General features: G+C 63.3%; 12 protein-coding genes. 5 read left to right on the forward strand and 7 right to left on the reverse strand.

Going from position 1 to position 12,204, the window contains the following annotated elements; all coding sequences use genetic code 11:
- The 7 genes from NKH57_RS21145 to NKH57_RS21175 all read right to left on the reverse strand — a co-directional run.
- Positions 1 to 714 (reverse strand): phosphotriesterase family protein (locus tag NKH57_RS21145; protein WP_352946921.1); only part of this gene is annotated, 714 nt, incomplete at its 3' end.
- A gap of 1 nt (position 715) precedes the next feature.
- A complete protein-coding gene (locus NKH57_RS21150) occupies positions 716 to 1,735 on the reverse strand; it encodes an ABC transporter permease (protein WP_352728120.1) in 1,020 nt (339 codons plus the stop codon).
- Entirely contained in the window at positions 1,732 to 2,529 is a 798-nt protein-coding gene (locus tag NKH57_RS21155; protein WP_352485862.1) for an ATP-binding cassette domain-containing protein, read from the reverse strand. Before NKH57_RS21155 ends, NKH57_RS21150 begins: the two co-directional genes overlap by 4 nt.
- A gap of 96 nt (positions 2,530 to 2,625) precedes the next feature.
- Positions 2,626 to 3,567, reverse strand: a complete 942-nt coding sequence (locus NKH57_RS21160) for an ABC transporter substrate-binding protein (protein WP_352661968.1) — start codon at positions 3,565 to 3,567, stop codon at positions 2,626 to 2,628.
- A 141-nt stretch (positions 3,568 to 3,708) separates the two neighbouring features.
- Positions 3,709 to 4,323 (reverse strand): cupin domain-containing protein, encoded by a 615-nt coding sequence (locus tag NKH57_RS21165; RefSeq protein ID WP_023760470.1) that lies wholly within the window; start codon positions 4,321 to 4,323, stop codon positions 3,709 to 3,711.
- Between the two features lie 161 nt (positions 4,324 to 4,484).
- Positions 4,485 to 5,417, reverse strand: a complete 933-nt coding sequence (locus NKH57_RS21170; RefSeq protein ID WP_023760469.1) for a dimethylarginine dimethylaminohydrolase family protein — start codon at positions 5,415 to 5,417, stop codon at positions 4,485 to 4,487.
- Complete coding sequence (locus tag NKH57_RS21175; protein WP_352946924.1) at positions 5,404 to 7,035, reverse strand: zinc-binding metallopeptidase family protein; 1,632 nt, start codon at positions 7,033 to 7,035, stop codon at positions 5,404 to 5,406. Before NKH57_RS21175 ends, NKH57_RS21170 begins: the two co-directional genes overlap by 14 nt.
- 84 nt (positions 7,036 to 7,119) lie before the next feature.
- Between NKH57_RS21175 and NKH57_RS21180 the strand changes: the two genes are divergently transcribed.
- From NKH57_RS21180 to NKH57_RS21200, 5 genes are all read left to right on the forward strand, one after another.
- Positions 7,120 to 8,136 (forward strand): LysR substrate-binding domain-containing protein, encoded by a 1,017-nt coding sequence (locus tag NKH57_RS21180; protein WP_352946927.1) that lies wholly within the window; start codon positions 7,120 to 7,122, stop codon positions 8,134 to 8,136.
- Between the two features lie 90 nt (positions 8,137 to 8,226).
- Positions 8,227 to 9,321, forward strand: a complete 1,095-nt coding sequence (locus NKH57_RS21185; RefSeq protein WP_352946930.1) for an ABC transporter ATP-binding protein — start codon at positions 8,227 to 8,229, stop codon at positions 9,319 to 9,321.
- 68 nt (positions 9,322 to 9,389) lie between these two features.
- A complete protein-coding gene (locus tag NKH57_RS21190) occupies positions 9,390 to 10,505 on the forward strand; it encodes an ABC transporter substrate-binding protein (RefSeq protein WP_352599312.1) in 1,116 nt (371 codons plus the stop codon).
- Between the two features lie 25 nt (positions 10,506 to 10,530).
- Positions 10,531 to 11,364, forward strand: coding sequence for an ABC transporter permease (locus NKH57_RS21195; protein WP_352829850.1), 834 nt, complete (start codon positions 10,531 to 10,533; stop codon positions 11,362 to 11,364).
- Positions 11,364 to 12,170, forward strand: coding sequence for an ABC transporter permease (locus NKH57_RS21200; RefSeq protein ID WP_023760463.1), 807 nt, complete (start codon positions 11,364 to 11,366; stop codon positions 12,168 to 12,170). The genes NKH57_RS21195 and NKH57_RS21200 overlap by 1 nt, the downstream gene beginning before the upstream one ends.
- The last annotated feature ends 34 nt before the right edge of the window (positions 12,171 to 12,204 follow it).

Consider the following 12,204-nt stretch of genomic DNA (forward strand, 5'->3'; position numbering starts at 1 on the left):
CCGGAGAGCGGCGCCTTCCGCCTCCCCCCCGGCGCGCACGTCCTGCGCCCGCCGCACCCCGCGGGCCTGTTTAAGGGCCCGCGGCACGCCGGTTCGCCGGCCCGCGGGGGCCGACGCCCGCAGCGACTTGCGTTCCTCGTCGGTGAAATCCTTGCTGACGCCGACCTCGCCGATGATGCCGGCCATGATTTCGGGTTGCGTCGACCCGCCGCCGACGTCGTTGACAAGGAATTCGGTGACGTCGTCGACGTCCATCGCTTTCAGCCAGTCGGGGTGGGTGTGCTGCAGGTAAAAACCTGTCCCCATGACGATCCGCAACCCCGACGCGCGGGCGATGCGTGCCAGCTTCACCGGATCGCGGCCAATGCCGATGTTGGTCGCATCGACCAACGTGTGGCCGCCGAGCGCCCGGTATTTCGCCAGCTCCGAAAGCGCCAGATCGCTATCGTCGAGCGAGACGTTGTCGCGGTTCATGTAAGGGTTCATCCGCAACTCGCCGATGATCTCCATGCTGACCGGCTGCTCGGCGATCTTCTTCTCGTCGGGATGGCAGGGGCATTTCCACGATTTCGCGCCATCGATCAGGATATGCTCGTGCATCAGCGTCACGCCCATGTCGGCGATCGCGACCGGGCCGGTAACGGTCATCACGGTGCCGGAGCGGATACCGATGGGCGCCCGTTCCCTTGGTTTGTCGTCGAACAGATGATCCATGTCAGCGGCTCCGCGTTGCGCCCCTGAACAGCCGGAAATTCAGCCAGATGGCGACGAGGATGATCGTGCCGGTGACGATCGGCGTCAGGAAGGGCGACATGTGCGCCAGGATCAGGCCGTTGCCGATAACGGCGACGGTCAACGCGCCGAGCACGGTGCCGATGATCGTGCCGCGCCCGCCGAACAGGCTGGTGCCGCCAAGCACCACGGCGGCGATGACATCGAGCTCGAAACCCTGGCCGGAATTCGACGAGCCGGAACCGAGCCGGGCGGCAAGAACAATGCCGGCCACCGCCGCCGCCATGCCTGACAGGACATAGACGAACAGCGTCATGAAGCGCGTATCGACACCGGCGCGGCGCACGGCCTCGGCATTGGCCCCGATGCCGGTGACATAGCGCCCGAATGGCGTCTGGTTGAATGCGAGATAGGCGACGATCAGGACGACAAGGGCGAGCAGTGCCGGTACCGGCACGCCGAGAAACCAGGCCCTGCCGATGTTGACGAAGAAGCTGGTCGGCTCAACCGGGATAGAATAGCCGCCGGTGATCAGCAACGCCACGCCGCGGATGATCGAGAGTCCGGCAAGTGTGACGATAAAGGCCGGTATCCGCTCATAGGCGATGAAGAAGCCCTGCAAAACCCCGATCGCCGCGCCGAGTGCCAGCATGGCGACGACGACGAGCGGCCACGGCAGGCCGAACTGCAGCAAGACAGCCGACAACGTCGCCGTCAGCGCCAGCACGGACCCGACCGAAAGGTCGATGCCGCCGGTGGTGATGACGAAGGTCATGGCTGCCGCAACGATCAGCAGCGGCGCCGACTGGCGCACGATGTTGAGCAGATTGGGCGCCGTCAGGAAGGAGCCGGTGGCCAGCGAGAAGACCACGCAGACGACGAGGAAGAACAGCGCTATCGAGACGACGCTGCCATTGGCTATCGCCATGTCCTTCCAGGTGGTGTTGTGGACGCGTTTGGGCGGCGAGGCGCTGATATCCCCAGGTGATGACGTGACATTCATGGCTGCGCTGCCTCATCACGGCTGGCGCGGGCCGAACGCGCCGTGAATTTGCGGCCGACGATGAGGTTGACGACCTCTTCGATGCTGGTGTCGCCGATCTTGCGTTCGGCGACATTGCAACCCTCATACATGACCTGGATGCGATCGCAGACCAGGAACAGATCCTGCAGCCGATGGGTGATGAGGATGACGCTGACGCCGCGGGCGCTGACGGCGCGGATGAGCTCCAGAACCGCTTCGACTTCTGCCACCGCAAGGGCCGCCGTCGGTTCGTCCATGATCAGCACCGATGGATCGAAGGAGGCGGCGCGGCCGATGGCAATCGACTGGCGCTGCCCACCGGACAGGTTTTCGACCTTGAGCCTGGTATCGGCGATGACGATGCCGAGCCGGTCGAGCATCTCACGCGTCTGATCATGCATGCGCTTGTTGTCGAGAAAGGGGACGCCGAGAACGCGGCGGCGCGGCTCGCGGCCGAGGAAGAGATTGCCCGCCACATCAATCGTGTCGCAGAGTGAAAGGTCCTGATAGACCATCTCCACCCGTGCGGCGCGGGCATCGGCGGGTGAGGAAAAGGAGACAGCCTTGCCGTCGATCTCGATGGTGCCGGAGTCCGGAATGACCGCACCGGACAGAACCTTGCTCAAGGTGGATTTGCCGGCTCCATTGTCGCCGACCAGGCCAAGCACCTCGCCAGGCTTCAGGTCCAGCGAAACGTCGTCCAGCGTCTGGATAGGGCCGTATCGTTTGGAAATACCGGTCATCCTGACGCGGTAGGATTCGCCATCGCTCATCACGGTTCCAGTTCTCAAGCCAACAAGTTCAATCGGTCGTCGGGCCGCGCCGGGAACCCCCAGGGGATTGCGCGGCCCGGCGGTCCGGGGAGGATACTACTTGAACATGCCCTTGAACTGGCCGACATTTTCCTTGGTCACGATGGTGATCGGAACATTGATGATCGGATCGATCTTCTCACCCTTCTTGAGCTTGCCGAAGGCTTCAACCGCTGCCTTGCCTTCACCAGCCGGATCCTGCTGGACGACGGCCACCACCCAGCCCTCTTCGAGACCTTGCACCGCCGACTTGGTCAGGTCCCAGCCGAACACCTTGACATCGCCGGTGCGGCCCTGGCTGGTGACGGCGGAAACCGCACCGAGCAGAGCCGGCTCGCCGGTTGCATAAAGAGTCGTCATGTCGGGATTGGCGGTCATAAGGTTCTCGGCGGCGGACAGGGCTACGTCCTGTACGTTCTGGCCGTCGACCGTGTCGAGGAAGGTTACCTTCTGGCCGCTGTCGGTGACGGCCTTCTTGAAGCCGTCGAGCCGCTGGTTCTGGATGAACGAATTGAGCGCGCCGACAACGCCGATCTTGGCGGTTCCGTTCAGCTTGGTCTTGACGTATTCGGCGTAGAACTTGCCTATATCCTCGCCGGCCTTGGTGTTGTCGACGCCGACAAAGGCGACGTTGTCGCCATTCGGGATCTGCGCGTCGATGGCAATGACCGGAATTCCGGCAGCCTTGGCCGCGGTGATGGCCGGCTTCACACCGTTGACGTCGATGGCGACGAGAATGATGCCGTCGACCTTCTGGGTGATGTAATTTTCGATCGCGTCGTTCTGCGCGCTTGGTACATTGTTGGCGTTGAAGATGACGAGGTCGACGCCGGCGGCCTTGGCAGCAGCTGTTGCACCGTCATTGATCTGGTTGAAGAACAGGGCCTGCTGGTTGATGGTCACCAGCGCATAGGTCTCGGCCATGGCGGAAGCAGAGCCGAGGGCGAGGGTCATGGCGATGGCTGCGGCGCAGCTTGAAAGGATCTTTGTAAGACGCATTCCGGTTCCCCTTGGTTTTACGAAAAGGCCCTTGATCGGGCTCACCTGGCGACTGAGCGCAAGGGCATAATTCAAGATGCTTGATTTCTTGTCAAGTGACTTGAATTAGCGTCAACGAAAGGAATCAGGGGATGCGCCGGATCAGAATGTCGCTGGCGTGTTCACCCAGAAAATGCTGGCGCGTTCATCTCCGACATTGCGGTACCAGTGCGGCAGTTCGGAGTTGAAGACGAAGGAATCGCCGGCGGCCAGGCGAAATGTTTTTTCGCCGACCATCAATTCGATCGCACCTTCCAGGAGATAGCCGACTTCCTCGCCGGCATGCTGGATCGGGCCAGCGCTCTCACCGCCCGCTTCGATATGATGGATGTTGCACTGCAGGAGATGGCCGGGCGAATACGGAATGACACGCTCGAGCGAAATACCTTCGCCGCGCCGAAGCGGATCGAGCGCTATCAACGGCCGCGATCCAGCCCGAAAGACGATGCCTTCGTCGCCATCGGATTCCTCGAACATCCAACCAATGTTCGTGCCGAGCACCTCGACGAGCCGGTGAAGCATGGGAAGCGAGGGCGAGACCTTGCCGTTCTCCACCTTGGAAAGCAGGCTTTCCGAGCAGTTCGCGGCGGCAGCGAGCGCCTTCAAGGTCAGCCCTCGCGTCTGCCGGGACAGCTTCAGCCGCGTGCCGAGCCGCAAGAGGCTGGTGGCGGTCGAGCGCTCGTCACGCTTGCTGTTCTGGGTATCGATCTTGTTCATTGGGGGGCGCGAACATCTCCTCTGGTCGGGCCGACTCGTAAAACTGATCCTGTACGATGTCCATCCTATGAAAAATGGAGGAATGGCTGGATCGCAATCAGCGACCTGCCCAGGCAAGCGCCGCCCCCGCCGTTTCAATGCTCGCGAATGGGCTCCGCCGCTCAGGCCGGTTCGCGCTTCAGCGCCTGTGCCATGCAGTGGATGCCGCCGCCGGTCTTGGAAATCTCGCTCATGTCGACGGCCGCGACCTCGAAGCCGCGTGCCTTGAGCTGACCGATCAGCGTCTGGCTGGAGGTCGGCGCGATCACCCGGTCCTTGCCCAGCGACATGAAGTTGCAGCCGAGCGCCATCGTATCCTGGAACGGCACGTCGATGATCTCGTGTCCCTTGCCCTTCAGCCAGTCGACGATGCCGGGCTCAGTGCAGGCGAGGCAAACGGCGGTCAATTTTTCGGCGATCGGCACCACCATCAGGTCAATATGGACATAGTACTCGTCGATGAAGGCGATGCGGGTCTCCCAGCCTTCCTTGTCGAACCAGGCCTGCACCTGGCGAGCGCCTTCTTCTTGCGTGCGGGCGCCGCCGCAGCCGATCAGCACGACGCCATCCTCGATGACGTTGAAGTCGCCGCCTTCGAACGTACCTGCCGTGACCATGTCGTAGATCGGGATGCCGAGTTTTTCGTAGGTGCGGATGGCGGCGTAGTTCTCGCCGCGCCGCCACCAATTGGCCATTGCGGTGATGACGGCGCCATAAGGCGTCATCACACTGGAATCACGGGAATAGACCTGCATCGGCAGTTCGGGTGTCGGTTCGTGCCAATGGATGTTGACGCCGAAATGTTCATAGGCAGCGACGAGGTCCTTGTGCTGCGCCTGCGCGATCTGGACGTTGCAGGGCGCCTCGCGCAGATGCTTGCGCGACAGCGAGCTGGTCGACAGATGACGCAGGAAATTGGGCGACCCGAGCAGGACATCGGTCAAGACGTCGGTCTCGTTGGCAAAACCCCAGGCGGTCAGCGGCTTGGTGCCGCCGGCCGGGTTGCGACGCTGCAGCGAAAACGGCTCGGCGACAATTCGATCATGAACGGTCATGGGGTGCTCCTCGTGAAGTGGCCTGGGGTGTCTGATTGTTCGGGATCCACCAGTCCCGCCCGCGCGGGGTGGTGACGTATTCCGGCCAGCGAAATCCAATCGGCGGCTCGTAGTCGCAGAGCGGCGCGATCCAGTTCGAACCGCCTATGCCGCCGCCGGTGCGGGTGACGAACTCGTCCATCGCCGCACCGCGGGCGGTTTTGTCCTCCAGCAGGCGAAGGGCTGCCAGTGCGATGGTCTTCGATGCGCAGACGACCATCGGGTCGATGGTGGCAGGAATGCCGCCCAGCGCATTCATGACCCATGATGGATAGGGATAGCCGGTCTCCGAACGCAGCGCCGGGCGGGCGACATAGAAGCGCGCAGTCGGCGCATGCCAGCTCATATCGGTGTAATCGTCGGAGGTCGAATTCACCTGCGAGGGCGGCAGATCGCGGCGCAGGATCGCCTCCGCCGCCTGCGGCTCGATCAGGCGTTCGAGTTCTTCGATGAACGGCTCGTCACTCGCCATGCGCCCGGCATTGACCTGTATCTCGCGCGCGACTGCCTTGGCGTCCTGGTCCCAGCGCGGCGGCCCGACGCTCGACAGCGCTTCATAAGCGATCTCGGCCATGGTGTGATTGGCCAGCCCCGGTCGCGACTTCGACACCCAGTGCCGCTCATGGCGGCAGCCGCTCATGCTGGCAGAGGCCTCGGCATTGCGGTCGAGCACGGCGGTGACCTGCTCGGCCATCGCCAGTGTCGGCACGCGGATCATGTACTGGATCTCGGCCAACCCTGCCGGCAGGTTGTCGGCCGTCGCCTGGCCGGCGGTCAGGATCGCCTCGCTGATCGACCAGCCACCCTGGTGCGGCAGCATGGAATCGCGCAGCGCCTTGGATGTCATGTACATCATCATGAGCGCATCGTTGGCACCGGGCGCGCGCACCGCCGAATGCGCCTGCGGAATGGGCGCTGCGCCGCCCGCCGCTCGCGCCCAGCGCTCCGGCTGGTCGCAGACAAAGCGATAGATCATCGCGTAAGCCGCGCCGCAATGCGTGTCCCAGCGCGCGGTGTTGCAGAGCGGCAGCATGTAGAACGGATGAAAGGAGATCATGCCGGCAAGGCCGTCATAATACCCCTTCGCGGCATGGATCGGCTTTGATCCGCGCACCTTCTCGGCCGGCTCGCCGGTGAAGCGCAGCGTGCCCGGTATGCCGTGGCGCTGCATCGCCGCCTTGGTCGCCAATAGCCCGCCGAGGCTCGAAATGCCCAACCCGGAATGCGGATCGGTGTGGCCACCCGCATGTTCGCCGAGGCCCGGGCGAGGGCGACGGACGGTCGCCGCATCCTGGCAATTGCCCGGCACGGCGTCGTATTCGGCATACATGCCGATGGTCGGCCCGGCGCCGTTTGTCCAATGCGAGCAGAAGGCTGTGGGCATGCCGCCGGAACCTTCCTCGACGGAAAAGCCTTCGCGCTTCAGTCTCTCCACATACCAGGCAGAGGATTGATACTCGCGCCATGCAGTCTCGCCGAAGTCGAAAATGGTGCGCGTCCACGCCGACAACAGTGGCCGGATGTCGTCAAGACAGGTAAGCGCCGTTGCTTGCGCCGCAGTAGTGACCGCTTTCTCCATGGCCGGAGAAGAAAGCAGTGAAGCGGTTCGTCAAAAAGTGATATGTTTTTCCGGCTCATGCAAATTCGGTTCACCTGAGGTCTCTTGCGCATACCATCGACACAAGCGCTGCGTGCGCTCGACAGCTTCGCTCGTCACGGCAGCGTCTGGCGCGCCGCCGACGAGTTACACCTGACCCGCAGCGCCGTTAGCCACCAGCTTCGGCTGCTGGAGCGCGACCTCGGCTTCGACCTGCTCGAACGCATCGGCAAGGGCGTCGCGCTGACGCCGCGCGGCCAGCGCTACGCCAGCGACGTGCGCAAGGCGTTGACCGTTCTGGGCGACGCGGTGACACGCCATGCCGGCACCGGCGTCGGCGGCTCGTTCAGCATCAGTTGCACGCCCGGCTTCGCCTCGTTGTTCCTTTGCACCCATATCGGCGAGTTCCGGCAGATGTATCCCGACGTCGCGCTGCGCATCCTGACGCCGCGACGACTGGATGATGTCAGCAATGCCGACGCGGATGCCTTCATCGCCTTCGGCGTCGGCAACTGGCCGAACCGAGCGGTCGAGCTTCTGTGTGAGATTTCGTTCACGCCGCTCTGCAGCCCGACGCTGCTCAACAAGGTCGGTGGATTCTCGAAGCCAGCCGACGTTTTGCGCGCCAACCTCCTGCATCTCGGCGATACCGAGGATTGGGCGCGCTGGCTGGCGCTGTCGAAGGTCGAGAACCCCGACCCGGAGGGCGGCATCTTCTTTTCCGACATGAATCTTGTCTTCTCGGCCGCGATCGCCGGCCAGGGCATGGCCATGGGCGACGAACTGACCAGCGGCAAGGCGCTGGCCGAAGGCAGGCTGGTGCGTCCATTCGATATCGCGATCAAATCGCCGCGCTCGTACTTTCTGGTCTCCGAACACGCCAAGGCCGCGCATCCGGTGCTCGACGCCTTTGCCGGATGGTTGCGGTCGAAGCTCGCGGAGAGCAATGCCAAGGGCATGGCTGACCACGGGCGCCACGCCAAGGGCATGGCTGACCACGGGCGCCACGCCAAGGGCATGGCTGACCACGGGCGTCACGCCAAAGGTATATCCGATCACGGGCGCCATCGATTGGATAGATGAATCAAATTTGCCGATCAGGCGAAAACTATTCGGTTGCGGTGAGGCCGCGCGCTGCCCTACGATTTCCCCTGAAGCGAGGAAACAGGCAGGATGCAGCAACCCGGCCGGGCCGCAGAGATCAAGGCAATTGGGATCGGCAAAAGCTTCGGCTCATTCCGTGCACTGGACAATCTGTCGCTCGATATAGGCCGCGGCGAATTCCTGACCCTGCTCGGACCGTCCGGCTCGGGCAAGACCACATTCCTGATGATCCTTGCCGGATTCGTGCAGCCGAGCGAGGGCCGTCTGTTCAGCGATGGCGTCGACATCACCGACCGGCCGGCCGAGCAGCGCGCTGCCGGCATGGTGTTCCAGGGCTACGCGCTGTTTCCGCACATGAGCGTCGAGGCCAACATCGCCTTTCCCCTCAAGGTGCGCAAGAAATCGGCGGCCGACATTAAGCGCCGGGTCGGCGAGATGATCGAACGCGTAGGCCTCAAGGGCCACGAGAAGAAGCTGCCGGCGCAGCTTTCCGGTGGCCAGCAGCAGCGCGTGGCGCTGGCGCGCGCGCTGGTGTTCGAGCCGGGCGTGCTGTTGCTCGATGAACCGTTCTCGGCACTGGACAAGGGCCTGCGCGGCCAGATGCAGGCCGAGATGAAGCGGCTGCACCAGGAGACCGGCACCACCTTCGTCTTCGTCACCCACGACCAGAGCGAGGCACTGGCGCTGTCGTCGCGCGTCGCCATCTTCAACCATGGCAAACTGCTGCAGGTCGGAGCGCCCGACGAGGTCTACGACCGGCCGGACAACCGTTTCGTCGCCGAGTTCCTCGGTGAGATCAACATGCTGCCGCTGAAGGGCGTCCACCCGGCAGGCGATGGCTCGACCGGCCTCTGCGAAGACCGTGCGGTCTCCATGCGTTGCAAGGCCGAGGCGGTGCGCGGCGATGCGATCCTGGCGATCCGGCCCGAATACATGTCGATATCAAGGGAGGCGGCAGCCGGTGAGAACGGCATCGCCGCGACAGCGACCAACTCCACCTATCTCGGCGCGGCAACGCGGCTTGACCTGACGACACGGCAAGGCGCCAAGGTCACGGTCTCGGTGCCGAACGAGGTAGCGGCGGCCGCGCTCAGCAAGGGCAACTCCGTCTGGCTCACCTGGCCGGCTGAAAAGGGTTTCCTCCTTCCGCATGGAGGACAATGACGAACGGTGTGGCGAGACAAGTGCCCACCACTTTGCGGTACTATCAACGACAAAAAAGGGGAACTGACATGACACATGATACCAAGAAACAAGCCGTCGAGAGCCTGTCCGCCAGGGCAGGTCGCGGCGAAATCTCGCGCCGCCAATTCACGCAGCTGGCAGCATTCGTGCTGGCCGGCACGCCGATGATGCTGCGCTCGACCGGTGCCTTTGCCGCGGCGAAGGAACTGGTGCTGGTCAACTGGGGCGGTGACGCCATCACGGCTTACGACGCCGCCTACGGCCAGCCCTTCACCAAGGAAACCGGCATCACCGTCAAGATGGATGGCTCGGGCCCGACCGAAGGCGCCATCGCCGCGCAGTTCAAGAGCGGCGCGCCGACCTGGGACCTCGTCGACGTCGACCCGTTCTCGGCCATTACGCTCGGTGCCCAGGGCGCACTCGAGCCGATCGATTATACGATCGTCGACAAGAAGAAGATGCGCGAAGGCTTTGGCTGGGAATACGCCGCCTCGACCTATTTCTTCTCCTATGTCATCGCCTACGACTCCGAGAAGTACGGCAAGGACGCGCCGACCGGCATGGCCGATTTCTTCGACGTGAAGAAATTCCCCGGCAAGCGCTCGCTCTACAAATGGGGCGTGTCGAGCTGGGAAGCCGCCCTGCTGGCCGACGGCATCGCGCCGGCGTCGCTCTATCCGCTCGATCTCAAGCGCGCGCATGACAAGATCGCCGCCTTCAAGGAAAACGTCGTAGCCTATTGGGGCGGCGGTGCCGAAAGCCAGAGCGTGCTGCTCAATGGCGAGGCCTCCATGGCGATCGTCTGGTCGACGCGCGCGTCACTGATCGAGCAGGACTCGGGCGGCAAGATCAAGTTCATCTGGGACCAGGGCCTGATCTCGCCCGGTGCGCTCGCCGTGCTCAAGGGCAATCCTGGCGGCAAGGAAGCGGCCATGAAGTTCATCGCCAGCACCCAGGACCCGCAAAAGGAGCTGGTCATGTTCGACAAGCTCGGCCAGGGCCCTGCAAATCCGGCTGCCGACGCGCTGATTCCCGCCGACAAGAAGCGCATCAACCCGGTCGATCCCGAGAACATGAAGAAGCAGATCGCGCTCGACATGGACTGGTACGCCAAGAATTACGGGGCAGCGCTCGACGAATACACCAAGATCATCTCGGCCTGACCAAGACCGGGATAATCTGGTTCATATGAGGTCCTATCTCTCCGACAGGATGGGCGCGGCGCTGTTGATGGCGCCGCTGCTCCTGTTTCTTGTCCTTGCCTATGCCTGGCCGTTCTTCGGCGTCGTCAAATGGAGCTTTACGCTGCCGACGCCGGGGCTCGGGCAGTATGAGGCGCTGCTCACCGACGATCTGGTGCAGTCGGTGTTCATCCGCACGCTGCGCATCGCAGCGGTGGTCACCGTGGTTTCCGTCGCCGCTGCCTACGCCATCACCGTCGTCTGGGTGCGAGGAACCCCGGCACAGCGCCTGATCGCCGAGTTCTGCATTCTCGTTCCCTTCTGGATTTCCGTCCTGACCCGTGCCTTCGGCTGGGTGGCGCTGTTGTCCAATCGCGGCCTGATCAACACCTGGCTGCAGGCGATCGGCTTCATTTCCGAACCGCTGGCGCTGGTGCGCAACGAATTCGGCGTCATCGTCGGCATGACGCATTTCCTCATTCCTTTCGCCGTCTTCCCGCTGGCATCGGCCATGCGCAGCCTCGACGACCGCGTGCTGCTGGCCGCGCGCGGCCTCGGCTCCAGCCGCATGCGCACCTTCTGGACGGTGTTCGTACCGATGACGCGCTCCGGCATCATCGGCGCGGCGATGATCGTCTTCGTCTTTTCGCTCGGCTTCTTTGTCACGCCGGCGATCCTTGGTGGCGGCCGCAGCGTCATGATCGCCGAGCTCATCTATCTCAGGATCTTCCAGAGCCCGGACTGGGGTCTGGGGGCGGCCATCAGCGTGGTCCTGGTATTGTTCGTCGGCGCGCTGATGGCGCTGCTGTTCCGTTATGTCAGACCGAAGCAATTGATCTGATGCCGACCTATCGCCCCGGTCCCGCCTCGCTAGTCATCGCCGCTTTCGTGGCGCTATTCCTGCTGCTGCCGCTGCTTGCCGTCATCCCGGTGTCGCTGACGCCGAGCCGCATGCTGGCGATGCCGTCAGGTGAACTGTCGTTGCGCCACTACCGGTCGTTGGTCGAGGATCCGCGCTGGCTCCAATCGATCTTGCTCAGCATCCGCATCGGTATTGTCAGCAGCGCCTTTTCCACCGTGCTGGCACTATGCTTCAGCCTCGGGGTCTGGATGTTCCAGCCGCGGTTCACGGCGGCACTCGTCGGCTTTGTGCTGCTGCCCATGGTGGTGCCGCCCGTGGTCTCGGCGATCACGCTCTACTTCCTGCTCACCTCGATCTCAGGTTTCAGCTCGTTCTTTGGTTATGACACATGGCTTGGTGTCGCCATGGCGCATTCGGTGATGACCGTGCCCTTTGCCACCGTGCTGATGCTGGTCTCGCTCAGTCAGCTCGACCGCCGCATCGATCTTGCCGCGCGCGGCCTTGGCGCCTCGGTCTGGGAGCGCGCCACCCGGATCATCATGCCCAACATCAAATTCGGCATCATCACCGCGGCGCTTTTGTCCTTCGTGCTGTCCTGGGAAGAAATCGGTGTCACACTGTTCATCACCTCGGTCAACGCGATCACGCTGCCCAGGCTGATGTGGATGGGCCTGCGCGACAACATCGACCCTGCAATCGCCGCACTCTCGGTGATATTGATCATCATCACGGTGCTGGTGCTGGCGGTGCGCAGCGTCGTGGTCAGGCAGCGCGGGGCGCAGTAGGCAAAGCGCAGCGCAGGCTCATTTGGGACCTTCG

The sequence above is a fragment of the Mesorhizobium sp. M1050 genome, assembly GCF_040318715.1.
Taxonomy (GTDB): Bacteria; Pseudomonadota; Alphaproteobacteria; order Rhizobiales; family Rhizobiaceae; genus Mesorhizobium.